The organism is Phenylobacterium sp. 58.2.17, assembly GCF_026411515.1.
Lineage (GTDB): Bacteria > Pseudomonadota > Alphaproteobacteria > Caulobacterales > Caulobacteraceae > Phenylobacterium.
On record NZ_JAPMTQ010000002.1, the window covers coordinates 77,183 to 101,814 of the forward strand.

At 67.1% G+C, this 24,632-nt stretch carries 20 protein-coding genes; 8 read left to right on the plus strand and 12 right to left on the minus strand.

The genetic code is table 11. The features are described from left to right. Positions 1-15: 15 nt before the first annotated feature. Genes OUA97_RS02155 through OUA97_RS02165 form a run of 3 tightly spaced genes read right to left on the minus strand, consistent with a single transcriptional unit; the run spans position 16 to position 4,666 of the window. The gene (locus OUA97_RS02155; RefSeq protein WP_267230119.1) at positions 16-1,071 is read right to left on the minus strand and encodes a 2-oxoacid:ferredoxin oxidoreductase subunit beta; all 1,056 of its coding nucleotides are present in this window, start codon (positions 1,069-1,071) and stop codon (positions 16-18) included. Further along, on the minus strand, positions 1,068-2,894 hold the full coding sequence (locus OUA97_RS02160) for a 2-oxoacid:acceptor oxidoreductase subunit alpha (RefSeq protein WP_267230120.1): 1,827 nt from the start codon (positions 2,892-2,894) through the stop codon (positions 1,068-1,070). Before OUA97_RS02160 ends, OUA97_RS02155 begins: the two co-directional genes overlap by 4 nt. Then, positions 2,885-4,666 (minus strand): FAD-dependent oxidoreductase, encoded by a 1,782-nt coding sequence (locus OUA97_RS02165; RefSeq protein WP_267230121.1) that lies wholly within the window; start codon positions 4,664-4,666, stop codon positions 2,885-2,887. Before OUA97_RS02165 ends, OUA97_RS02160 begins: the two co-directional genes overlap by 10 nt. Positions 4,667-5,002: 336 nt before the next feature. Here OUA97_RS02165 and OUA97_RS02170 point away from each other — a divergent pair, with 336 nt between their 5' ends. Next, positions 5,003-5,173 (plus strand): hypothetical protein, encoded by a 171-nt coding sequence (locus OUA97_RS02170; RefSeq protein WP_267230122.1) that lies wholly within the window; start codon positions 5,003-5,005, stop codon positions 5,171-5,173. 115 nt (positions 5,174-5,288) lie between these two features. Here OUA97_RS02170 and OUA97_RS02175 read toward each other — a convergent pair whose 3' ends face one another. Together OUA97_RS02175 and OUA97_RS02180 are read right to left on the minus strand one after the other, a co-directional pair. Beyond that, entirely contained in the window at positions 5,289-6,104 is an 816-nt protein-coding gene (locus OUA97_RS02175; protein ID WP_267230123.1) for a potassium channel family protein, read from the minus strand. 40 nt (positions 6,105-6,144) lie between these two features. Next, positions 6,145-8,028, minus strand: a complete 1,884-nt coding sequence (locus OUA97_RS02180; protein WP_267230124.1) for an ABC-F family ATP-binding cassette domain-containing protein — start codon at positions 8,026-8,028, stop codon at positions 6,145-6,147. A gap of 134 nt (positions 8,029-8,162) precedes the next feature. Between OUA97_RS02180 and ndk the strand changes: the two genes are divergently transcribed. From ndk to OUA97_RS02205, 5 genes are all read left to right on the plus strand, one after another. Beyond that, the gene (ndk, locus tag OUA97_RS02185) at positions 8,163-8,582 is read left to right on the plus strand and encodes a nucleoside-diphosphate kinase (protein WP_267230125.1); all 420 of its coding nucleotides are present in this window, start codon (positions 8,163-8,165) and stop codon (positions 8,580-8,582) included. Between the two features lie 172 nt (positions 8,583-8,754). Next, positions 8,755-8,991 carry a hypothetical protein gene (locus OUA97_RS02190; RefSeq protein WP_267230127.1) on the plus strand — a complete coding sequence of 79 codons (237 nt, stop codon included), beginning with the start codon at positions 8,755-8,757 and terminating at the stop codon, positions 8,989-8,991. 128 nt (positions 8,992-9,119) lie between these two features. Continuing rightward, entirely contained in the window at positions 9,120-10,277 is a 1,158-nt protein-coding gene (locus OUA97_RS02195; protein ID WP_267230128.1) for an acyl-CoA dehydrogenase family protein, read from the plus strand. Positions 10,278-10,287: 10 nt separating this feature from the next. Then, entirely contained in the window at positions 10,288-11,508 is a 1,221-nt protein-coding gene (locus OUA97_RS02200; protein WP_267230130.1) for a CoA transferase, read from the plus strand. Beyond that, positions 11,505-12,284, plus strand: coding sequence for an enoyl-CoA hydratase/isomerase family protein (locus tag OUA97_RS02205; protein ID WP_267230131.1), 780 nt, complete (start codon positions 11,505-11,507; stop codon positions 12,282-12,284). Before OUA97_RS02200 ends, OUA97_RS02205 begins: the two co-directional genes overlap by 4 nt. Before the next feature lie 16 nt (positions 12,285-12,300). Here the strand turns inward: OUA97_RS02205 and purM are convergent, their stop codons facing one another. Then, positions 12,301-13,326, minus strand: coding sequence for a phosphoribosylformylglycinamidine cyclo-ligase (gene purM / locus OUA97_RS02210; protein WP_267230132.1), 1,026 nt, complete (start codon positions 13,324-13,326; stop codon positions 12,301-12,303). 92 nt (positions 13,327-13,418) lie between these two features. Between purM and rnd the strand changes: the two genes are divergently transcribed. Next, on the plus strand, positions 13,419-14,606 hold the full coding sequence (gene rnd, locus OUA97_RS02215; protein ID WP_267230134.1) for a ribonuclease D: 1,188 nt from the start codon (positions 13,419-13,421) through the stop codon (positions 14,604-14,606). Between the two features lie 18 nt (positions 14,607-14,624). On the opposite strand, the gene OUA97_RS02220 is transcribed toward rnd, so the two are convergent. Further along, the gene (locus tag OUA97_RS02220) at positions 14,625-15,788 is read right to left on the minus strand and encodes an MFS transporter (protein WP_267230135.1); all 1,164 of its coding nucleotides are present in this window, start codon (positions 15,786-15,788) and stop codon (positions 14,625-14,627) included. Positions 15,789-15,881: 93 nt separating this feature from the next. On the opposite strand from OUA97_RS02220, the gene OUA97_RS02225 reads away from it, so the two are divergent. Next, a complete protein-coding gene (locus OUA97_RS02225; RefSeq protein ID WP_267230137.1) occupies positions 15,882-16,799 on the plus strand; it encodes a LysR family transcriptional regulator in 918 nt (305 codons plus the stop codon). A 381-nt stretch (positions 16,800-17,180) separates the two neighbouring features. Here the strand turns inward: OUA97_RS02225 and OUA97_RS02230 are convergent, their stop codons facing one another. The 5 genes from OUA97_RS02230 to OUA97_RS02250 all read right to left on the minus strand — a co-directional run bounded on the left by OUA97_RS02230 (position 17,181) and on the right by OUA97_RS02250 (position 24,432). Continuing rightward, positions 17,181-18,446, minus strand: a complete 1,266-nt coding sequence (locus OUA97_RS02230) for a serine hydrolase domain-containing protein (RefSeq protein WP_267230138.1) — start codon at positions 18,444-18,446, stop codon at positions 17,181-17,183. 77 nt (positions 18,447-18,523) lie between these two features. Then, positions 18,524-19,894 (minus strand): alkaline phosphatase, encoded by a 1,371-nt coding sequence (locus tag OUA97_RS02235; RefSeq protein WP_267230140.1) that lies wholly within the window; start codon positions 19,892-19,894, stop codon positions 18,524-18,526. A 91-nt stretch (positions 19,895-19,985) separates the two neighbouring features. Further along, on the minus strand, positions 19,986-21,521 hold the full coding sequence (locus tag OUA97_RS02240) for a Ppx/GppA family phosphatase (RefSeq protein ID WP_416362401.1): 1,536 nt from the start codon (positions 21,519-21,521) through the stop codon (positions 19,986-19,988). Then, positions 21,502-23,721 (minus strand): RNA degradosome polyphosphate kinase, encoded by a 2,220-nt coding sequence (locus OUA97_RS02245; RefSeq protein WP_267230143.1) that lies wholly within the window; start codon positions 23,719-23,721, stop codon positions 21,502-21,504. Before OUA97_RS02245 ends, OUA97_RS02240 begins: the two co-directional genes overlap by 20 nt. Before the next feature lie 39 nt (positions 23,722-23,760). Beyond that, on the minus strand, positions 23,761-24,432 hold the full coding sequence (locus OUA97_RS02250) for a DnaA ATPase domain-containing protein (protein WP_267230144.1): 672 nt from the start codon (positions 24,430-24,432) through the stop codon (positions 23,761-23,763). Between the last annotated feature and the right edge of the window lie 200 nt (positions 24,433-24,632).

Consider the following 24,632-nt stretch of genomic DNA (forward strand, 5'->3'; position numbering starts at 1 on the left):
TTGTGGCGTGGCCGACTATCGAAGCGAGGCGTTGATCCGGGCCAGGGCGGCCGCGCCTGGGGACAGTTCACGCTCGCTCAGCGAATTCAGCGGAACGTCGACGGTGCCCAGGTTCTCATGCAGGTCGCGCGCCTCAGGGTCGAGGAATAGCAGCCCGGTGACGATCTCCCCCAGCGCCTGACGCGCTTGCAGGTAGGCGAGCGCCCCGACCCGATCGGACGGGTCGTAATGTTCGGCCAGCTTGTGGAGGTGCAGGATCGAACCGTCGTGCTGAGCGACCGGGACGGTTTCCCCCGGGGCATAGTCGATGGTGATGGCGTTGCGCGCCGGCACGATGTCCATGCGGTTCACCGCTTCGTTGTGCTCGCGCACATAGTCGTAGGACTTGGTCGAGCCGGCGTGATTGTTGAATTGCACGCACGGGCTGATGCAGTCGATGAACGCCGCGCCCCTGTGACTCAACGCGGCCTTGATCAGCGGCACGAGCTGGTCCTTGTCGCCGGAGAAGGATCGCGCCACGAAGGTCGCGCCCATCTGCAGGGCCAAGCTGACCAGGTCGATGCCCGCGTCGTGATTGACGACGCCCTTCTTCGACTTCGAGCCCTTGTCCGAGGTCGCTGAGAACTGGCCCTTGGTCAGGCCGTACACGCCGTTGTTCTCGACGATGTAGAGCATGTTCACGCCGCGGCGGATCGAGTGGGCGAACTGTCCCAGTCCGATCGAAGCGCTGTCGCCGTCGCCGGATACGCCAAGATAGATCAGGTCGCGGTTGGCGAGGTTGGCGCCCGTGAGCACCGACGGCATGCGCCCGTGGACGGTGTTGAATCCGTGAGAGTTCCCGAGGAAATAGTCTGGCGTCTTCGACGAACAGCCGATGCCTGACAGCTTGGCGACCCGGTGCGGCGGCAGCTCCAGTTCGTAGCAGGCCTGTATGATCGCCGACGAGATCGAGTCGTGGCCGCAGCCGGCGCACAGGGTCGAGACTGCGCCCTCGTAGTCGCGCCGTGTGTAGCCGAGCGCGTTTGGCTTGAGCTGCGGGTGATGCAGTTGCGGCTTGGTGATGTAGGTCATTCAGCCGCCTCCGGCATGGGCCTGCGCTCGCTCATCAGCCGGGTGACCGCATCGGTGATGAAGCGCGCGGTGATCGGAGTGCCGTCGTAGTGCAGCACGGCCGTCAGTCGCGACGGATCGATTTCGCCTTCGTTGATCAGCAGCGTCCGCAGCTGGGCGTCGCGGTTCTGTTCGATGACGAAGACCCGGTCATGGGTGGCGACGAACTCAAAGATCTCGTCGGCGAAGGGAAAGCCGCGGACCCGCAAGGCGTCGAGATGCAGGCCTGCGTGCTCAAGGCTGCTCAGCGCCTCATGCACCGCCGGCGTGCTCGAGCCGAAATAGATCACGCCGTCTCGGGTGGCGCGCGTAGCGTTCCGCGCGACAGGGCCGGGCACCAAGCGCCGCGCGGTGTCGAACTTACGCAGCAGACGCTCCATATTGCCGACATAGACCGCGCCTTCCTCGCTGTAGCGGGCATAGGGATTGCGTGAGGTCCCGCGGGTGAAGTAGCCGCCCTTCGTCGGGTGCGTGCCGGGATAGGTGCGATAGGGAATGCCGTCGCCGTCGACCTCGAGGTAGCGGCCGAAGTCGCGGCCGGCTTCCAGATCCTCGTAGGTCATTACCTTGCCGCGATCGAGCGCGCGGTCGTCATCCCACTCGAAGGGCTGGGTCAGCCATTCGTTCATGCCGATGTCGAGGTCGAGCATGACGAAGACCGTGGTCTGCAGGCGGTCGGCCAAGTCGAAGGCCTGGGCGCCCATCTCGAAGCACTCGCCGGGATCGGCCGGCAGCAGCAACGGGTGCTTGGTGTCGCCGTGGCCGGCATACGCGGCGGCGAGCAGGTCAGCCTGCTGGGTGCGGGTCGGCATGCCGGTGGACGGGCCGCCGCGCTGGACGTCGAAGATCACCGCCGGGATTTCGGCGAAGTAGGAGAGGCCGATGAACTCGGTCATCAGCGACACGCCCGGTCCGGATGTGGCCGTGAACGCCCGGGCGCCGTTCCAGCCGGCCCCGACGACCACCCCGATCGAGGCGATTTCGTCCTCAGCCTGGACTATGGCGTAGCGCGCCTTACCCGTTTCAGGGTCGGTACGTAGGTCCTCGCAATAGCCGGTGAAGGCCTCGGCGAGCGAGGTCGAGGGGGTGATCGGATACCACGCGCAGACGGTCGCCCCGCCATAGACTGCGCCCAGCGCCGCGGCGGCGTTGCCCTCGACGAAGATGCGGTCGCCGACCCGATCGGCGCGCCGCACCCTGAGGCGCAGGGGCGAGAGATGTTCGGCCACATAGTCGCGGCCCATGTGGAGCGCCGCGACATTGGCGGCGATGAGCCGGTCCTTGCCGGCGAACTGCTCGCTCAGCAATTGCTCGATGACGCCCATCTCGATGTCGAGCAGCGCGGCCAGGGCGCCGACATAGATGATGTTCTTGAACAGCTGGCGCTCGCGCGGGATCTGGTAGGCGGCGTTGCACATCGCGGTCAGCGGCACGCCGACCACCGTGACGTCGTCGCGGAACTTGGATGGCGGCAACGGCTTGGTGGAGTCGTAGAACAGGTAGCCGCCGGGCTCGATCTCGGCGACGTCGCGGTCCCAGGTCTGCGGGTTCATCGCCACCATCAGGTCGACGCCGCCCCGCCGCCCCAGATGCCCTGCCTCGGTCACGCGGACCTCGAACCAGGTCGGCAGGCCCTGGATGTTGGACGGGAAGATGTTGCGCGCCGCTACCGGCACGCCCATGCGCAGGATCGCCTTGGCGAACATGCTGTTGGCGCTGGCCGACCCGGAACCGTTGACGTTCGCGAACTTGACGACGAAATCGTTGAGCGCCTCTAGCGGCATGATCCCCCCGCATGGGTCATTTCCAACAGGAACTTCTGCATGTCCCATGCGCCGGTAGGACAGCGTTCGGCGCAAAGACCGCAGTGCAGGCAGACGTCCTCGTCCTTGACCATCACCCGGCCGGTCGGGAGGTCGCCGGAGACGAACAGCGCCTGCTCCAGGTTCAGCGCTGGGGCCTTCAGCCGGCCGCGCAGGTCGGCTTCATCGCCGTTCTCGGTGAAGGTGATGCAGTCGGTCGGGCAGATGTCGACGCAGGCGTCGCATTCGATGCAGGCCGACTCAGCGAAGACCGTCTGCACGTCGCAATTCAGGCAACGCTGGGTCTCGCGATAGGCCGTCGCCCGGTCAAAGCCCAACTCGACCTCCAGACGGACATCCTTCAGCGCCTCGCCCTTGTCGAGCAGCGGCACGCGATAGCGGGCGTCGTTGGCCGGGTCGTTGTCGTAGCTCCACTCGTGGATGCCCATCTTCTGGCTCGTCATCGACGTGCCTGGAGGCGGGCGGTCGTTCAGGTCTTCGGCCTTGCAGAACTTGTCGATGGAGATCGCCGCATCGTGGCCGTGAGCGACCGCCCAGATGATGTTCTTGGGCCCGAAGGCCGCGTCGCCGCCGAAGAACACGTTGGCCAGAGTCGATTGGAAGGTGAGGGGATCGACCGTCGGCATGCCCCACGTGTCGAAGGTCAGGCCGATGTCGCGCTCAATCCAGGGAAAGGCGTTCTCCTGGCCGACGGCGATCAGCACGTCGTCGCATTCGTAGTGCTCGTCGGGCTCCCCGGAGGGGACCAGGCTGCGACGGCCCTTGGCGTCGTATTCGGGGCGCACCTTCTCGAAGGTCACGCCGGTGAGTCTACCGCCCTCATGGGCAAAGGCCTTGGGCACCAGGTAGTTGAGGATCGGAATGTCTTCGTGGAGCGCGTCTTCCTTCTCCCAGGGGCTGGCTTTCATCTCCTCGAAGCCCGAGCGGACGATGACCTTGACGTCCTGTCCGCCCAGCCGGCGCGAGGTGCGGCAGCAGTCCATGGCCGTGTTGCCGCCGCCCAGCACGATCACCCGGCGGCCGATCTGGTCGACATGGCCGAACGAGACGTTGCTCAGCCAGTCGATGCCGATGTGGATATTGGCGGCGGCCTCCCGCCGTCCCGGCAGGTCGAGGTCGCGTCCGCGCGGCGCGCCTGAGCCGACGAACACCGCGTCGTAGCCTTCGGCCAGCAGCGCCTTGAGGCTGTCGACCCGCTCGCCCAGCCGCAGGTCCATGCCCAGCCCGGCGACGTAGCCGACCTCCTCGTCGATCACCTCTTCAGGCAGCCGAAAACGGGGGATCTGGCTGCGGATCATGCCGCCGGCCTTGGCCTCGCCGTCGAACAGGGTCAGCTCGTAGCCCAGGGGCGCCAGGTCGCGCGCGACGGTCAGCGAGGCTGGCCCGGCGCCGACCAGCGCCACACGCTTGCCGTTGGACACCGCGACCGGCGCAGGCAGCCGGCCTGTGATGTCCTCCTTGTTGTCCGCGGCGACACGCTTCAGCCGGCAGATCGCCACCGGTTCGTCCTCGACTCGCCCGCGTCGGCAAGCGGGCTCGCATGGTCTGTCGCAGGTCCGTCCCAGGATTCCAGGGAAGACGTTCGACTTCCAGTTGACCATGTAGGCGTCTGAGTACCTGCCCTCGGCGATCAGGCGGATGTACTCTGGAACAGGCGTGTGGGCCGGGCAGGCCCACTGGCAATCGACGACTTTATGAAAGTAGTCAGGCCCCTCGGTACTGGTGCGCTGCACAATCGCTTCCTTCCCACACGCCATTCTTTCGCGGTTGCGAAGACGAGGGTCAGTGAAAGCAGACTCGCCTTACCGCGACGCAGCGTTCGAAGGGATGGTAGGACCCTATCGCGGCGGTAGCCAATACATTTCTTGCGGACTTCGACGACTGAGGCGGCGATTTCATCGACTGACGTCGCGGGCGCCGCATCAGAGGGACTCCTAGCCGCGGCGCGGCGCCTGACCGCTCAAGTTGCTGTGAAACCGGGTAAATTTCACGCGCCTGTTACGCGAAAGCGCTTGGTTGCCGTCAAGCTTTGCTTAACAGTTTCGCCAACCAGCCAAGGAGGTCCTCCGATGCCGAACCAACCGTTCGAAGTCGCGTCCCCGTTCGACGACGCCGATGTCGCCGAAACCATGATCGAAGCCGTGGTCGAAGAGGGCCAGGACAGCCTGTCGCTGGAAATCAACCTGCGCCGCGCGCAGGCTGAGCACGCTGAGAACCTGCGCCTGGCGCGCGCGCTCTAGGGCTTCCTACTTGTTGCGCTTGCGAAGCATGCGGCGCAACGCCGCCATGCCCGCGGGCGCGAGCAGCACCAGCACCCCCAGCAGATAGATCAGGCGGGCTTCCTCGGGCACGATCCTAGACCTCGTCGTCGTTCGGAATGTTGAGCAGCTCGCCGCACGCCTTGCAGTGGACGGCGTCCACGTCGTGCCTGCGTAAGCCGCAGGTGGGGCAGGTGAAGCGGATTTTGTAGGGCCGGAAGAGGGCCTGGGCCAGGCGCACGAACAGCGTGATCCCGGTCAGCATGGTCACGATCGAGATCACCCGGCCCCAGGCGCCGGGCAGGGTGATGTCGCCGAACCCGGTGGTCGTCAGGGTCGCGATGGTGAAGTAGAGCGCATCGATGTAGCCGCCGATGCCCTCGGTGCGCGCGAAGCTCGTGTAGACGAACCCGGTCATGATGAAGATGAAGGTGATCAGCGTCGAAGCCGCGCGGATCACGTCTTCCCAGCGCGTCTCGTTGTATCGGCGGCCGACCGTGTCCCAGAAGAACTCCGAGTGGACGAGGGTCCAAAGCCGCAGCACCCGCAGGAAGGCCAGGTTGAACAGCCAAAGCGGAAACAGCAGCGTGACCAGGACGAACAGGTCGATCCAGGTCACCGGCCGCCGAATCCAGGCGGCCAGATTGTCGCTCGCCAGCGCCCGGGCCACGAGGTCGGCCGCCAGCACCAGCGCCATGGCGTAGTCGATGAAGAGGAAGGCCGGGGTGTCGCGCAGCAGAGGCGCGGCGATGAAGAACGCGATCATCACGAAATCGATCGCGATCACGGTCAGGCGGAAGCGCACCGACCGCTCGGACTTGCCGAAATAGAGCTCGTGCAGCCGTGCGCGAATGCGTGGAGCGAGACGGCGCTGGCCAGGTTCGGGGGGCGAGATCGCGTCGGCGGGAGGCATGCCGCAACCATAGGCGGCTCGGCCGGCAGGGGAAGGGGCTCTAGCCCTCGCCCTTCATCGCCTCGTAGGCTTCGGTCGCCTCCAGCCACTCCTGTTCGGCCGCCTCCAGCGCGGCCTCGGCCGCAGCCCGTTGCCGGCCGAGTTCGGCGGCCTTGGCGGGGTTTTCGCTGAACACCTTCGGGTCGGTGAGCGCAGCGTCGATGCGGGCCAGCGCCTGGCTGGCGCGGGCTAGGGCGGCCTCGGCGGCCTCGGCGCGACGGCGGGCGGTGCCGGTCGGCGCCTTGGCCCTGGTCGCCGGCGGCTTGGCGGGAGCGACGGGTTCGGCCTCGCGCACCTGAGTGGGCGCCTTGCCGGCCTGCTTGGCGCGCTCGATGACGAACCTGGCGTAGTCATCCATGTCCCCGTCGTAGGGGGCGATGGTCCCGTCCGAGGCCAGCCAGAGGCGGTCGGCGACCAGTTCCATCAGCGACCGGTCGTGGGTGATCAGGATCACCGCGCCCTCGTAGTCGTTCAGCGCATCGAGCAGGGCCCGGCGGCTGTCGATATCGAGGTGGTTGGTCGGTTCGTCGAGGATCAGCAGGTGCGGCTTCTCGGCCGCGACCAGGTTGAGCAGCAGGCGCGCGCGCTCGCCGCCGGACAGGTTGGCGACCGAGGTCTCCACCTTCTCGTGGCCGAGCCCATACTGCGCGAGGCGCGAGCGACGGCTCGCCTCAGACGCCTCGGGCATTTCGCGGCGGATGATGTCCAACGGGGTGTCGTTCGGATCTAGGGCCTCGATCTGATGCTGGTGGAACCAGCCCACCTTCAGCCGGGCCGAGCGCTTCAGCTCGCCGGCGAGAGGCTCCAGCGCGCCGGCGACCAGCTTGGCGAACGTCGACTTGCCGGCGCCGTTGACCCCGAGCAGGCCGATGCGGTCGTCCAGGTCTAGCCGCAGGTTCAGCCCCTTGAGGATCGGCGGGCCGTCGGCATAGCCGGTGGCGACGCCTTCGAGCCGCACCAGCGGCGGCGCCAAGGGGCGTTCGGGGGAGGGCAGGAGGAACGGGGCGGTGTGCTCGATGACGACCGCCGACACCGGCGGCAGCTTGGCCAGCATCTTCAGGCGCGACTGGGCCTGCGTCGCCTTCGACGCTTTGGCGCGGAACCGGTCGACGAAGGACTGCAGGTGGGCGCGCTGCGCCTCGACCTTGGCCTTGGTGGCTTCCTGCAGGCGGGCCTTTTCCTCGCGCTGGCGCTCGAACTGGTCGTAGCCGCCGACATACAGGGTCAGCTTGCCGTCGAGCAGGTGCAGGATGTGGTCGCAGCTGTTGTTCAGGATCTCGCGGTCGTGGCTGATGATCACCGCCGTATGGGGGTACTTCTTCAGCCGGCTTTCCAGCCAGAGCGCGCCTTCCAGGTCGAGGTAGTTGGTCGGTTCGTCCAGCAGCAGCAGGTCGGGCTCGGCGAACAGCGCCGCGGCCAGGGCCACGCGCATCCGCCACCCGCCCGAGAACTCGGCCATCGGGCGCGTGAGGTCGGCGTTCGAGAAGCCGAGACCGGAGAGAATTTCCGCCGCCCGGCTCGGCGCGCGGTCGGCGCCGATTTCCGACAGCCGGCCATAGATGTCGCCCATCCGTTCGGGATCGGCGGTCTCCAGCTCATGCAGCAGCGCGGCGCGTTCCTCGTCGGCGGCCAGCACCGTGTCGATCAAGGGCACGGGGGTGGCGGGGTGCTCCTGGTCGACCGAGCCGATGCGGGCCTGCTTCGGATAGCCGATCTCGCCGTCGCCGGCGTGCAACTGGTCGAGGATCAGCTTGAACAGCGTGGACTTGCCCACGCCGTTGCGTCCGACCAGGCCGACCTTGGCGCCCACGGGTATGCTGACGCTCGCGTGGTCGAAGAAGCGGCGGCCCCAGGAGTCGAAGGTAAGGTCGTTGATCTGCAGCATGGGAGCGCGGGGCCTTAGCAGAGACCGCCGCGCAAGGCGACTGTCGTCCGCTTGGCGTTGTCACGTGGGGCGGTTATAAGCCCGCCACCCGCGCGGGACCCGCGCCTCCCCAAGAATTAAGACAAGCAAAAGACATGACCGAACGCACCTTCTCGATCATCAAGCCGGACGCCACCAAGCGCAACCTGACGGGTCAGATCAACGCCGTGATCGAAGGCGCCGGCCTGCGCATCGTCGCTCAACGCCGCATTCAAATGACCGAGGCCCAGGCCAAGAAGTTCTACGAAGTCCACGCCGAGCGCCCGTTCTACGGCGAGCTGGTTGAAACCATGACCTCGGCTCCGGTCGTTGTTCAGGTTCTGGAAGGCGAAGGCGCCGTGGCCAAGTACCGCGAAGTCATGGGCGCGACCAACCCGGAACAGGCTGCTGACGGCACGATCCGCAAGCTGTTCGCCCTGAACGTCGGCGAAAACTCGGTCCACGGCTCGGACAGCCTGGACAACGCCAAGATCGAAATCGCCCAGTTCTTCACCGACGACCAAATCGTCGGCTGATCGGGAACGGCTGGGCTTTGGCCGCGTTGAACAAGCGCGGCCACGAGCCCCACTCCGGTCCCCCCAGCGGACCAGCCGCATGACAGGCCCCGTTCGGCGAATGCCGGGCGGGGCCTTCTCTTATCCGGAGTTAGCGAGGACGAACGATCTGGCTCGGCCGCAGGTGCGGCGAATGAAAGCGGTCGTATTTGTCGGCTATCTTCAGGTGCAGCGCCGCATCCAGCAGGCGTTCGCCGCGCAGACCTCTTGGCGGCGGGTCAGCGCTCAACGCGCGCCAGAGGCTGACGGCCTCCCTATGCAAGCGTTCATTGCGGTTCATGCTGTCCATGCCGGTTCGAACAACGCAAGCGCACTGAAGTTCCGCCAGAACTTGGTTAACGATTCGCAAATTTCCGGAAGTTGTATTTGAGTTCGCTCTGGTTTTCGGGTGCGAACACTTAAGCTTGTTCAAGCCGTCGGTGACGTTGCGGCATGGCTTTCGCCTCGGAGAGCTTTCGGCTAGCTGGAGCCGGACCTTGTGCGTTGGTGGAGGCGGGCTTGAGCGGAACGGAGAGTTTTCCTGAGATCCGTGAGGCCGTGCGCAAGCTGTGCGCCCAGTTTCCCGGCGAATACTGGCGCGAGCGTGATCGAGAACGCACCTATCCCAAGGAGTTCGTCGCTGCGCTGACCGAGGCGGGGTTCCTGTCGGTCCTGATCCCGGAAACCTACGGCGGGTCAGGACTTGGTCTGGCCGCCGCGACGGCCGTTCTTGAGGAAGTTCATCGCTCGGGCTGCAACGGCGGCGCCTGCCACGCCCAGATGTACACCATGGGCACGATCCTTAAGCACGGCAGCGAGGCCCAGAAGGAGGTCTACCTCCCGAAGATCGCATCCGGGGAACTGCGCCTGCAGGCCTTCGGCGTCACCGAGCCGACGGCGGGAACCGACACAACGCGCATTTCGACATTCGCGCGGCGGGAGGGCGACCACTACGTGGTGAGCGGTCAGAAGCTCTGGATCAGCCGCGCCGAGCATTCCGATCTGATGGTGCTGCTGTGCCGCACGACGGCGCGCGAGGACGCGGCCAAGCCTTCCGACGGGATGAGCGTTCTGATCGTTGACCTGCGCGAGGCGGTCGGCAATGGCCTGACCATCCGCCCCGTGCGGACCATGCTCAATCACGCCACAACGGAGCTGTTCTTCGACGGACTGCGGGTTCCGGCGGCGAACCTAGTCGGCGAGGAGGGCAAAGGATTCCGCTACATCCTCGACGGGATGAACGCCGAGCGCATTCTGATTGCTTCGGAATGCATCGGCGACGGACGCTTCTTTGTCGACCGCGCCAGCCGCTACGCCACCGAACGCGAGGTCTTCGGCCGACCGATCGGCCAGAACCAGGGCGTCCAGTTCCCCATCGCCCGGGCGCACGTTCAGGTGACCGCCGCCGCGTTGATGGTCGACAAGGCCGCGGCGATGTTCGACGCCGGCGAGCCCTGCGGCACTGAGGCCAACATGGCCAAGATGCTGGCTTCGGAGGCCTCGTGGTATGCGGCCGATATGGCGATCCAGACCCACGGCGGCTTCGGCTTCGCCGAGGACTACGACATCGAACGCAAGTTCCGCGAGACACGGCTCTATCAGGTCGCACCGATCTCTACGAACCTGATCCTCAGCCACGTGGGCACCTACGTGCTGGGCATGCCGAAATCGTTCTGAGGGACGTGGGATGTACGATCTTCTGAAGGGCCTGCGAGTGGTCGAAGGTTCGGCTTTCGTCGCCGGACCGACCTGCGGCCTCTATCTGGCGCAACTGGGCGCTGAGGTGATCCGCTTCGACAACATCGGCGGCGGCCCGGACTTTCGCCGCTGGCCGCTCAGCGAGGGCGGCGAGAGCCTCTATTGGGAAGGGCTGAATAAGGCCAAGAAGTCCATCGCCATCGATCTGTCCCGGCCCGAAGGCCGCGAATTGGCGGCGCGGCTGGCCGCGGCGCCAGGCGAGGAGGGCGGCGTCTTCGTTACCAACTTTCCGGTCGAAGGCTTTCTTTCCTATGAGAAATTGAGCGCGCTGAGGCCCGATCTGATCTGTGCGCGGGTCATGGGTTGGGCCGATGGCGGCCCGGCCGTCGACTACACCGTCAACAGCGCGGTCGGCGTGCCGATGCTGAATGGCTTCCCGGACGAGCCACGGCCTGTGAACAACGTCCTGCCGGCCTGGGACCTGCTGACCGGCGCCTATGCGGCGTTCGCCTTGGTCTCGGCGCTTCACGCCCGTCAGAGGGACGGCAAGGGGCGCGAGATCCGCATCCCGCTGTCGGACATCGCCGGCACGACCATGGCCAATCTCGGCTATCTCGCCGAGAGCCTCGGCGGTCAGGACCGGCAGCGGATGGGCAACGACCTGTTCGGCGCCTTCGGCCGCGATTTCCTGCTGAAGGGCGGGCCGCGGATCATGCTGGTCGCGATCACGCCGCGGCAGTGGAAGGGTCTGACCCAGGTCCTCGAGATCGAAGCGCCGGTAGCCGCCCTTGAAGCCGAGCTCGGAGTCAGCTTCGCCGCCGACGAGGGCCTGCGCTTCGATCACCGCGCACGGCTATTTCCACTGTTCGAGGCGGCGTTCGCCCGCAAGAGCCTGGCCGAGCTGAAGCCCGCCTTCGACAAGGAGGGGGTCTGCTGGGGGCCATATCAGCCGATGAGCGCGGCGGCGGAGGACCCGCGGCTGATCAAGGGCAACCCGATCTTCGCCGAGGCGACCCATCCGAGCGGCCGAACCTATCCGACCGCGGGCTTTGCTGGGACCATTCCCCAGGAGGAGCGGAGGCCGGCCGGCGGCGCTGCGCGCCTCGGCCAGCACACCGACGAGGTCTTGGCCGAGGTGCTTGGAATGTCGGACGGAGAGATCGCCAGATTGCATGACGCCGGCGTCGTGGCCGGACCGGAGGGACGATGAGCAGTACGATCGAGGTCAGCGAGCCGTCTCCCGGGGTCAAGGTCGTCACCCTCAGCCGGCCGGACGCCGCCAACGCGCTGAACACCGCCATGGGCGTGGAGCTGCTCGCACTCTGGACCGCGCTCGCCAAGGACGCCTCGGTGCGGGTGGCGGTGCTGACCGGCGCTGGCCGGTTCTTCTGCGCCGGCGCGGACCTGAAGGAACGCGACGGCATGAGCGACCAGGCCTGGTCCGATCAGCACGTCATGTTCGAGGCGATGATCCGCGCGCAACTGTCCTGTCCGTTCCCGATCATCGCGGCGGTCAACGGCGCGGCCATGGGCGGCGGCTGTGAGATGGCGTTGGCTTGCGACTTCGCGTGGGCCTCGAAGACCGCGCGGCTTGGTCTGCCGGAAGTGGGACTCGGCATCATTCCGGGGCTCGGCGGCACCCAATACATTGTCCGCGCCGCCGGCGAGCGCCGGGCGGCTGAGCTGCTGATGTCCGGTCTGCCGATCGACGCGGCCCAGGCGCTGGACTTCGGCCTGGTCAATCACGTGGCTCCGCCCGACGAACTCATGCCGCAGGTGCTGGAGCGCGCACGGGTGATCGCCGGCAAGGCGCCCTTGTCGGTCAGGGCCCTGAAGAAGGTCGTCCGCGGGGGGGCGGCGCTGGCCTTGGACAAGGCCATGGCGCTGGAACTGGTCGAGTACAACCGCCTGTTCAAGACCAAGGACCGCCGCGAGGGCGTGGCGGCCTTCAATCAGAAGCGCACGGCGGTGTTCAAGGGGGAGTAGCTCCCCCTTGATCTCGCTAGGCGGCTGCGAGCTCGCCGCAGACGAAAGCGTCCTCGCCGGCGTGCAGCAGGCCGTCCAGAACGTCGGGCAGATCGTGCGGATCGACGATCAGGATCAGGCCGACGCCGCAGTTGAAGGTGCGGCGCATCTCGTGCTCGGCGACGCCGCCGACCTCGGCCAGCCATTGGAACACGGGCGGCATGGTCCAGGCGTTCCAGTCGAACTTCGGGACCAGGCCCTCGGCGATGGCGCGGGGCGGGTTCTCGATCAGTCCGCCGCCGGTGATGTGGGCGCAGCCCTTGATGCGGCCCTTCTTGATCTGGGGCAGCACGCTCTTGATGTAGATCCGGGTCGGCGCCATCAGCGCCTGGGCCAGGGTCTTGCCCTCCGCGAACGGGGCCGGCGCGTCCCAGGCCAGGCCCGAGCGCTCGACGATCCGGCGGACCAGCGAGTAGCCGTTGGAGTGCGGGCCGGACGAGCCGAGGCCGATCAGGATGTCGCCCGGCTGCTGGGCGTCCAGCTTGGGCAGCACGCCGCCGCGATCGACCGCGCCGACGCAGAACCCGGCCAAGTCGTAGTCGCCTTCGGAGTACATGCCCGGCATTTCGGCGGTTTCACCGCCGACCAGGGCCGCGCCGGCCTGGGTGCAGCCTTCGGCGATGCCGGCGACCACCCGCGCGGCGGCGTCGACGTCCAGCTTCCCGGTCGCGAAGTAGTCCAGAAACATCAGCGGCTCGGCGCCCTGGGCCAGAAGGTCGTTGACGCACATGGCGACGAGGTCGATCCCGACCGTGTCGTGCTGGTCGGTGTCGATGGCGATCTTCAGCTTGGTGCCGACGCCGTCGGTCGTCGTGACCAGCAGCGGATCCTCGTAGCCGGCCGCCTTGAGATCGAACAGCGCGCCGAAACCTCCAAGCGCCGCATCGGCGCCGGGACGACGCGTCGCCTTGGCCAGAGGCTTGATACGCTCTATCAGGGCGTTTCCGGCATCGATGTCGACGCCGGCCTGGGCGTAGGTGAGGCCATTGGGCCGGTCGGTCATGTGACGCCTTTGGTGCTAGGACGACTAGAAATTGGCCGCTGCGCGCATCGGGCGCTTGCAGACTCGGCCCTGCGCGAGCGTATAGCTACTTGATGACGCCGATTACAACTACCGCCGACCTCCAGGCGTTCTGCGACAAGATCAAAGACCAGCCTTTCGTCGCCGTGGACACCGAGTTCATGCGCGAGACGACCTATTGGCCGAAGCTGTGCCTGATCCAGGCCGCCGCACCGAACGCCGAGGCCGTGATCGACCCGCTGGCCGACGGCATCGACCTGGAGCCGTTCCTTGAGATTCTGCGCGATCCGAAGATCGAGAAGGTCTTTCACGCCGCACGCCAGGATGTTGAAATCTTCAACAACCTCAATGCGATGCCGACGCCTTTGTTCGATACCCAGGTGGCCGGCATGGCCGCCGGGTTCGGCGAGCAGATCGCCTATGACGCCCTGGTCCGCCAGATGCTCAAGGTCGAAATCGACAAGTCGTCGCGCTTCACCGATTGGGCGCGCCGGCCGCTGACCGAAGCCCAGTTGGTCTATGCCGTGGGCGATGTGACGCACCTGGCCAAGCTCTACCCGATGCTGCGCGCCCGCCTCGAGAAGGACGGCCGCCTGGCTTGGGTCGTCGACGAGATGCGCAGCCTGACCGATCCGGCGATGTACGACGTCAGCCCGGAAAACGCCTGGAAGCGGCTTCGTCCCCGCCGGCACACGGCCAAGTATCTGGCGATCTTCAAGGCGGTGGCCGCCTGGCGCGAGCGCACCGCCCAGCTGCGCGACCAGCCGCGCGGCCGGATCCTCAAGGACGACGCCATCGACGAAATCGCGACCCAGGCGCCGACCGACACCGACGGACTCGACCGTCTGCGCTCGGTGCCGAAGGGCTTTTCCGGTTCGCGCTTCGGGCCGGACCTGCTGGCCGCCGTGCGCGAGGCGCTGAAGGATCCCGAGGCCTACGCCCCGGTCATCGAGAAAACCAAGCACCAGCCGTCGCCGGCCGCCGGCGCCGTCGTCGAGCTGCTCAAGGTGCTGCTCAAGGCGCGTTCGGAAGACGCCGGCGTGGCGTCCAAACTGATCGCGACGGTCTCGGACCTCGAGCAGATCGCCAACGACGACAACGCCAAGACCCAGGCCCTGACAGGCTGGCGGCGCGAGGCGTTCGGCGAGGACGCCCTGCGCCTGAAGCGCGGGGAACTGGCCCTGGTCCTGGACGGCACGCGCGTGCGCGTCGTCGAAGTGCGACGCGCGCCCAAGGCCAAGGCGACCGAAGCGGCGGAGTAGGGCTCCGCCGCCGCGGCTTCAACCGGCGATCGCAGCGCGGCTCTCCAGCCGGCGGCTGATTAGAGCCGTCAGCAGCGCCGCGGCCGGCATCAGGGCCCCGACCCATGTCACGGCGGCGAGGCCCGGTCCGTGATCGATCACCGCCCCGCCTAGCCAGGCGCCGATCGCGTTGCCGAGATTGAAGGCGGCGATGTTGAGGCTGGACGCTAGGGTCTGGCCGGCCCCGCCCGCCGCCTCCATGAGGCGCAGCTGCAGCGGCGCGACCGTGGCGAAGGCCGCGGCGCCCAGCAGTCCGGTGAACACGACCGCGGCGACCTTGCTTTCCAGCGCAAAACTCATGGTCAGCATGACCACGGTCAAGGTGATCAGTGTGCCGATCAGCGCGAGATTGAGCGCCCGGTCGGCGGCCTTGCCGCCGAGGAAGTTGCCGGCCACCAGTCCGCCGCCGAACACCAGCAGGATCGGCGAGACGGCGGCGATCGGAAAGCCGGTGATCTGGGTCAGGATCGGCTGGATGTAGGTGAAGACGGCGAACACCCCGCCAAAGCCCAGCACGGTCATCAGCAGCCCGAGCAGCACCTGCGGTCGGCCCAGCACCGCCAGCTCATCGGCGAGGGCGCCGGCCTCCACCGGCTGCTCCGCGCGCGGTACGAAGGCCGTCAGAACCGCAGCGGCGAGAACGCCGATCCCGGCGACCGCCCAGAAGGTCGAGCGCCAGCCGAAGCTTTCGCCTAGCCAGGCGCCGAACGGGACGCCCACCAACGTCGCGGCGGTCAGGCCGGTGAACATCAGGGCGATGGCCGAGGCGCGCTTGTCGGGCGCGACCAGACCGGCCGCGACCACCGAGCCGACTCCGAAGAACGTGCCGTGGGCCAGCGCGGTCACGACCCGGGCGACCATCAGGATCGGGTAGTTCGGGGCCAGCGCGCAGGCGAGGTTGCCGAGCGTGAAGATGATCATCAGCGCGATCAGCGTGGTTTTCCGCGGCAGGCGGCGGGTGGCGATGCTCAGCAGCGGCGCGCCTGCGAACACGCCGAGCGCATAGCCGGTGATCAGCAAGCCGGCCGCGGAGATCGAGACGCCGAGGTCGCCGGATACCTGCAATAGCAGGCCCATGATGACGAATTCGGTGACGCCGATGCCGAAGGCGCCGGCGGTCAGAGCGTAGAGGGCGATAGGCAACGGAGTTCTCCAAGCAGCGATCGGCGCTAGATGGAGGTCTTGCGTTATGTGAAATAGATTGCCTTTGGGAACATCACCTGTGAGTTCAAGTTAATGTCGCGCGCCGAAGTCAATCGTTCGACCGAGATGGAGGTGTTCGTCCGGGTGGTGGAGACCGGCGGGCTGTCGGCCGCCGCCCGGGCGCTCAAGTTGACGCCGTCTGCGGTGAGCAAGCTCGTCTCAAGGCTGGAAACGCGACTCGGCGCCCGGCTTCTGAACCGCTCGACCCGCCGCCTGCAGTTGACCCCGGAAGGCGAGGCGTTCTTCGCCCGCAGCGTCCGGGTGCTGGCCGACATCGACGAGGCCGAGCGCGAGGTCTTAGCCGGAGCCGCGCCGCGCGGCCGGGTTCGCGTCAACAGCGTGGTCGATCTCGGCGGCCAGTTCATCCTGCCGCTGGTTCCGGCCTTCCTGGAGCAGCATCCGGACGTGACCCTGGACATTGTACTGACCGATCAAGTCGTGGACCTGCTCGAGGAGCGGGCCGATGTCGCGATCCGGATGGGCGCGCTGCGCTCGTCGAACCTCACCGCCCGTAAGCTGGGTGAAAGCCGGGCGGTCGTGGTCGCCGCCCCCGACTATCTGGCGCGACGTGGCGTGCCCATGCGGCTGGAGGATCTCGCCGATCACCATCAGCTGGACTTCACTTTCACCCGCAGCGTCCGCAATTGGCCGTTTCGCGGGCCAGATGGCCAGGTTGTCTATTTGCCCGGCGCAGGCGGAGTGCAGGTCGGGGACGGCGCGAGCCTGCGTCGCCTGGCTCTGGCCGGGGCCGGTCTGGCCCGAATGAGCGTCTTTGCGGCGGCCGAGGACATCCGCGCCGGGCGGCTGACGCCGGTACTTGAGGCGTTCAATCCCGGCGACAGGCTCGAGGCGCACGCCGTCTTCGTCGGCCAAGGCGGGCGGCTGCCCGCGCGGGTGAGGGCGTTCATCGACTTCCTGGCCGCAAACATCCGCCTGCCGACATTGCCCTGACGAAGCTGTGGATAGCTCAGGGCGCTTGCCGTATCTGGCGTATCGCGGTTCGTCGACAGCCTTGCCCACCGCCTATCCACCGAACGACGGTATGTCGGCGTGCGTGCGGGCTTGCGGGGCGGCGGGATCAGCGCGAGGCTCGACTTGTCGAAAGGAAACGCGGCGCGGCGAACCGGGAGACCGGATCGAAAGGCGAGCGGAAGGCTCCAAGAGACGCAGCCGCGGGGCGACCCAAGGCCGCCGATCGAAGGGTCACGACGACAGAGTTGGCCGACCAGAGAAATCTCGCCCGCCAGCGAAGTCGAAGACCTCGAGGCCTTCAAGCCTTCTGGCTTGGAATGAGAAGGCGACGCGGCGGGAAACCACTGCGCCGCCTTCTTGCTATTGGGCGTCCTGCTGGCCGGTCTTGGTGATCGCGCCATAGACGAGCGGATAGGAAATCGAACGGACGTCCGGCGTGTCACGGCCAGGGATGGAGCCGTTCAGGTTCTGGATCATGCCGACGAAGACCAGATCGTTGGTAGGGTCGATCCAGAACCAGGTGCCGAAGGCTCCGCCCCAGTAGTAACTGTCCTGGCCCTGCGGCGTCCCGGCCTTGGCCGGATCGAGGATGACCGCGAAGTCCATGCCGAAGCCCACGCCCTGCATGCTGGGCCCATAGAGGTCGACCAACACGCCGTCCTTCAGGACGTTCTGGCGCATCAGCTTGACGGTGTCGGGCCTCAGGATGCGCGCGCCGTCCAACTCGCCGCCGTTGACCAGCATCTGCGAGAACCGCCAGTAGTCCTCGGTGGTCGAGAACAGGCCGCCGGACCCGGACAGCAAGGCCGGCTTTACCGAGGGGTCGAACGGGTTGGGCGGAGCGATCAGCTTCTTCGCCGCGTCATAGGTGTGGATCGAGGCCACCCGCGGGAGGCTGGCTGGCGCAACCGCAAAGCCGGTGTCGGTCATCTTCAACGGCGCGAAGATCCGCTGTTGGAAGTAGACGTCCAGCGGCTGGCCCGACAGCTTCTCGACGATGTAGCCCTGGATGTTGACGCTGGGGCCATAGCGCCAGTCCGTGCCCGGTTGGGTCGCCAGCGGCAGCTTGGCCAGCTTGTCGATCATCGCCTGCAGAGGCTGATTGCGGTCCGTGACGGCAGGGGCGTATCCCCCCGAAACATCGAAGCCGGCCGTGTGGCTCATCAGCTCGCGCATGGTCATCGGGTGAGTCTGCGCCACCAGGGTCCCGTCCGGTCCCTTGACCATCAGGTCGGCGAACTCGGGAATATGCTTGGCGACCGGATCGTCCAGCTTCCATTTGCCCTCTTCGTAGAGGATCATCATCGCCACGCCGGTGACCGGCTTGGTCATCGAGGCGATGCGGAAGATCGTGTCGCGCTTCATCGGCGCGCCCGTGTTGACGTCCTGCACTCCGTAGGCGTCGAAGTGAACCACCTTGCCGTGGCGGGCGACCAGGGTCGTCACGCCAGCCAGCCGCCCGTCGTCGACCAGGCCGTGGAAGCTCTTGTCGAGGGTCGCGAGGCCGTCCGTGGACATTCCCGCCTCGCTCGGGTTCGCAAGCTTGACCTCGGCGACGGCCGGACCCGCAATGATGGCGGCCGAAGCCACCAGCCCATAGAGCAGGCCCTTGCGCGTGATGCTCATGACGTTTCCCCCTGGAGATTCTTGTTACGCGAATTCTACGAGGAGGTACGCCGGCGTGGCTAGGGGCGATGGCTCAGTTAGAGCCCGAGCGCCTCGCGCATCACTCGGTTGACGCCGGGTTGGTCCATCAGGCCGCGGATTTTCGAGGCGCCGGGACCGCGGGCATAGGCCGCGACATCCTCGCCGGTGTGCGCCGCGCTGGTAAGCGGCACGGCGGCGTAGGTGAGGCGGTCCGGATCGTCGATATCGCTCTTGCCGGGCACGGGGCGCGGCTCGCCGGCGGCCGGGGCGCCGGGACCGGTCGCGTACATCAGGATCGGCACCATGCGGCCGTCGAGCGCCACCGGCGGGTCGTCGTCATTGCCCTGCAGGACGCCGAGGATCGAGGTGTCGCGGGCCCCGCCGTTGATCGTCAGGCCGTGGCTGTGGTCGGCGGTGACGATGATCAGGGTGTCGTTCGGATCGGTCATCGCTGCGGCCGCGGCGATCGCCTTGGCGAATTCGACCGTCTCGTTCAAGGCCTCACCGGCCAGGCTGACGTGGTGCGCCTTGTCGATCAGCGCGCCCTCGACCATCAGGAAATAGCCCTTCTTGTTTCGGGCCAGCCGTTCGATCGCCTGGCTGGTCATTTGCGTCAGGGTCGGGGCGTCGGTTCCGGTCGCCAGGCGGGCGCTGTCGCGCATCATGTTGTTCGGGGCGAACAGACCCAGCAGCGGGGCGTCGGTCTTGGGGGCGGCGGCCAGCTCGCTTCCCGTTTGGACATAGAGCCCGCCGGCCTGCCGCCATTCGGCGGTCAGGTCGCGACCGTCCATCCGCTTGCCGTCGTCCGCGACGAAGTTGGCCTGGCCGCCGCCGAGCATGACGTCGAAGCGCTTCGATTTTGGAACGTCCAGCATCTGGCGGGCGATGTCTACGCAGCCGCCGCTGACCGCCTCCGGCGGCAGATCGGCGTCCGATTGCCAGCGGCGCGAAGGGGTGTGGGCATAGAGCGAGGCCGGGGTCGCGTCGGTGATCGCGGCGGTCGTCACGACGCCCACCGCCAGTCCGGCCTGCTTGGCCTGCTCGGCCAGCGTCGGGGCCGACTGTCCTTTTGTCGAGGCGCAGTCGGCGAACCTGATCTGGTCGGTGACGCCGAGTGCTCCGTTCAGCGTCCGGCGCCCGGTCAGCAGGGCCGACGCGCCGGCGGCCGAGTCGGTGACCAAGCTGTCGGCGGAATAGGTGCGCACCAGCGCCAGGTCCGGAAAGCGTTCGAAGGACAGCAGGTTGGTGGCGCCGTCGACGCCGCGCTTCTGGCCGTCATAGATCCGCGCTGCGGTCAGGGTGGAGACCCCCATGCCGTCGCCGATGAAGAGGATGACGTTCTTGGCCCGCTCGGCGGCCGAGGCCGGTCCGCTCGCCAAGGCCAAGGCGCAAAGTCCCGCCGCCAACTTGCCGCCGATGTTCGCCAAGGTTCACGCCCTCCATACAGATGGGCGTCCTCTTGGTGGTGATTGGCTACAGCGGCATGACGCGCCGATGACAGCTTGGTGTCGATTGGCGTCAGCCGACCTGCAGCTTCAACCGCAGGGCCTGGGCCAGCGCCTGCGCGCGCTTGGTCGTCTGCTCGCCGAGCAGCATGTCGCCCCAGCCCTCCTGGGCCGAAAGCACCAGCCGGTCGCCGTCTATCGCGAGCGTCGAGCGGGGCAGCAGGCTGGCGTTGCGGCCCGAGAGGTCGCAACCGAGGCGGATCGCCGAGCCGAGCGCGCGGGCCCGCTGGCGGCGTTCCGTCGACAGCACCTTGGCGACGGTCTGCGGGTCGGGAGTGCTCGGCGCCGACGAATGCCGAGCAAAGGCGGCGCTGGCGAGGAACGCCCGTTCGGGGTGGTTCATGCCGGCGATCGGCGCGCGCAGAACCTGCTCGAAGGCCAGCTCGCCACGATGGTCGGGGTGCAGCCGCGCGCCCAGATCGGCCAGCCGGCAGGCCGCGGCGATCAGGGTCGGCTCACGGGCGCCGAACACGGGGGCCAGTTGGGCGAAGGCCGGCTGCAGCCACCTATGAAGCGCAGCGCCCAGGTCCGCCGAGAGGCCGCGCACCGTGGTCAGCGCTTCGCAGCCCTCGATCAGCGGATCGCGCGAGGCTTCCTCCGGCGGCATGGCCTCAAGCAGCAGGCCTTCGCGCAGGCCGTACGCCGAGATCACGATGCGTTCGATGCCGAGGCGTTCGATCAGGGCGTCGAGCACCAGAGCGGAATAGGGCAGGGTGTCGAAGCGCTTCTTGGACAGCCCCTGCATCCGCTCCAGGCTGCCCTTGGATTGCCGGGCGACGAAGCGGGCGACGTCGACGGCGTCGGAACGGTTCATTTCGTACTGGTGGGCGACGCGAAGCGGGTAGTCGGCCATCTCCATGTGGAGGAGCGCCAGGTTCCGCCAAGCGCCGCCGACGGCGTGGAATTCGCGGGAGCGGAAGGCCAGGCCCGCGCCGTCGATCCGCTGGTCGATGGTCTTGCGAACCTTGTCGAGGTCCAGCGGACGGGGTGCGCCAAGCGCGAACGGCCCGAGCGGCAGGGTGATCCCGTCGCGAGGGGCGGCTGGGTCCAGGTGGACGAGTTCGAGGCTTGAGCCGCCAAGGTCGCCGACGACCCCGGCGGCGTCCGGCTGGCCGGCGACCACGCCGAGCGCGGCGTAGCGCGCCTCCTCTGCGCCGGAAACCACCCGCAGCCGCAGGCCGGTCTCCATCTCGACCCGGGCCAGGAAGGCTGGGCCGTCCGAGGCTTCGCGCACGGCGGCGGTCGCCACCGCGAAGATGTCGGCCCGGTTCCAGCCGCTCAGCGCGGACCGAAACCGGCGCAACGCGACCATCGCAGTCTCGACGCCTTCCGGCGACAGCCGGCCGGTGGCGGGCAGGTCGCGGCCCAAGCCGGCGAGGGCTTTTTCGTTGAAGACGGTCCAGATCGCCCGTCCTTCCAGGCGATAGATGACCAGGCGCACGGAGTTGGAGCCGACGTCGATGACGGCGGTCTGGCGCGAACTCGGATCCTGAAACGTGTCAGCCCCAGGGTCGCCTTGGAAAGCCCGGCTATCCGCGCGGGGCCACATGATCAATCGCGCGCGGCATGTCCTTCACCTTCTCCCCCCGGCCCGACAGGCTGGGATTGGTCATGAAGTACTCGTGCGCGGAGAAGGCGCCCGGGTGGTCCCATGATGGGTCCCGGGTATAGCGGCCGTCCGCGTCGAGCGTCCAGCTTTGCGCTTCATCCTTCAGATTGGCCACCATGATTTGCTGCAGCACCTGCTGGTGGACGGTCGGGTTCTCGACAGGCGTCAGGCATTCGACACGCCGATCGAGGTTGCGGGGCATCCAGTCGGCCGACGAGATGAACACCCGGTTCTCGGCCGAGGGCATCGCTGCGCCGTTGGCGAAGGCGACGATTCTGGCGTGTTCCAGGAACCGTCCGACGATCGACTTGACCCGGATGTTCTCCGAGAGGCCCGGAACGCCCGGACGCAGGCAACAGATGCCGCGGGTCACCAGATCGATCGACACCCCGGCCTGGCTCGCCTCGTAGAGGGCGTCGATGATCACCGGGTCGACCAGCGAGTTCAGCTTGGCCCAGATGCCGGCCGGTTTGCCGGCGCGGGCCGCCTGGACTTCGCGCATGATGAAGGTCAGCAAGTCGGCCTTCATGGTCAGCGGCGAGGGGGACAGCTTTTCCAGGTGCTCGGGGCGGGCGTAGCCGGTGATGAAATTGAACAGCTTGGCGCTGTCGCGGCCCAACGCCGGATCGCACGTGAACAGCGAGAGGTCGGTGTAGATGCGTGCGGTGACCGGGTGGTAGTTGCCGGTCCCGAAGTGGCAGTAGGTGCGCAACTGGTCGCCTTCCTTGCGCACGACCATCGAGAGCTTGGCGTGGGTCTTATACTCCACGAAGCCGAACACGACATGCACGCCGGCGCGCTCCAGATCGCGCGCCCACTTCAGGTTGGCTTCTTCGTCAAAGCGGGCCTTGATCTCGACCAGGGCGGTGACGTTCTTGCCGTTCTCGGCCGCCTCGATCAGAGCCGCGACGATCGGGCTGTCCGAAGAGGTCCGGTACAGGGTCTGCTTGATCGCCAGCACGTTCGGGTCGCGGGCGGCCTGGCGGATGAACTGGATCACCACGTCGAAGCTCTCGAACGGGTGGTGGACCAGGATGTCCTTGGCGCGGATGGCGGCGAAGCAGTCGCCGCCATAGTCGCGGATTCGCTCGGGGAATCGCGCCTCGAACGGCTTGAACTTCAGGTCCGGTCGGTTCGACGGGATTAGCTGCGACAGCTCATCCAGGCCCAGCAGACCGTCGATGAGGATGATGTCCTCTTCCTTGGCGTGCAGGTTTTCGACGATGAAAGTCCGCAGATCCGGGGGCATGGTGGCCTCGATCTCGACGCGGACTACCGAGCCGAGCCGGCGTTGCTTGAGGCGGACCTCGAACTCGCGCACCAGATCCTCGGCTTCTTCCTCGATCTCCACGTCGCTGTCGCGGATCAGCCGGATGACGCCCAGGGCCTCGACATCGCTGTCCGGGAACAGGTGGTCGAGGAACAGCGCCGTCAGGCTCTCCAGGCTGATGTAGCGGCGCTCTGGGCGCTTGCGACGGGTCGGCGGGGCGGGCAGTTCCCAGAACCGCGCCACCTGAGCCGGGATCGGCACCAGGGCGTAGAGCATGCGGCCGTCCGACTTGCCCTTGAGCTTCAGGACGATGGAGAACGCCAGGTTCGGGATGAAGGGGAACGGATGCGCCGGATCGATGGCCAGCGGCGTCAGCACCGGGAAGACCCGCGACAGGAAGATCCCTTCAAGAGCTTGCTTCTCGGTGGCGTTGACTTCGTCCGACATGACGACGGTCAGGCCTTCGCCGGCCAGTTCCTTGCGCAGGCTGCGCCACTGTGACTGCTGGTCGGCCATCAGGTTTGCGGCCTCGGCGTTGACCCGCAACAGTTGCTCCACCGGCGTCAGGCCGTCCTGCGAGACGACGCGGACGCCTTCGCGGGCCTGGGCCTTAAGGCCGGCGACGCGCACCATGTAGAATTCGTCGAGGTTGTTGGCCGAGATCGACAGGAACCGCAGGCGTTCGAGCAGCGGGTGGCGGGGGTTTTTGCTCTCGTCGAGCACGCGCTCGTTGAAGGCCAGCCAGGAGAGTTCGCGATTGAAGAAGCGGTCGGGGGAACTGAACAGTTCCTGATCGAGGGCCAGCGGACTGGCGTCGGCCGGCCGCGGCGAAGGGGCGGCGTAGGTCATCGAGGGCGCTTCCGTAGACATGGACTGGTTCTGGACCAGCTGTTCGGGTCTCGCAAGTCATCACTCGAAAAGGTCAAGATTCTCCATATCATCTTCAAGAATCTGTCGCGCAAGCATGCGCGAAATGGGGCGCTGTTCATCATCGGCGGCTTCATCCAGCCGCTTCACGATTTCGCGCGCGCACGGAATCGACCGTTCCATGCGGCGCAGCAGATATGGATAAACCTCCTTGGGCGGGCGAATGCTCCGCTCGCGGAAGAATTTTCTTAGTACGCCCTCCAGCACTTCATCGTCAGGTTCCTCGATTTCGGCGACGAACAGCGCGTTGAGGCGCGAGCGCAAGTCGGGGAGTTCGGCGCGCCACGCCGTGGGCGCCTCGCGCGCGGTCAGCAGCAGGCCGGCGCCGTCGCGCCCGGCCATGTTGATCAGGTGGAACAGCGCTTCGTCGTCGACGCCCTGGTCGACGTCCTCGATCAGCACCGGGCGTCCGACGGCCGAGGCTACGTCGGGTACGACGCGGTCCATGATCAACCCGCCGACACGATGCGCCCACTCGCGGGCCAGATGCGTCTTGCCGCTGCCCGCGGGGCCGAACAGCGCCAGCGCGCCGCCTGGCCAGGCCGGCCAAGCGTCCAGCGTGGCGATAGCCAGGGCGTTGGAAGAGCCGCGAACCAAGTCTTCGCGAGCGTAGGAAGCCGGGCGCCGGAGCCTCAGGCGTAATTGCCGCGTCATGCGCCAGGTCCAGGCAACTGAAACAGAACCTCAATTTACCAAGACGCCGGGCCGGGGTCGACGCACGTGGAGGGGCGGCCTGGGGATGATTGGCCGAAAATGTGGGCGAAACTGCCCGTCCAGGGGCCGATACGCGGCGTTCCTCAGGTGAAGGCCCGAGGCCCAGCCGGTGGCGCATGGTCGAGGATCGGGGGCCTCAG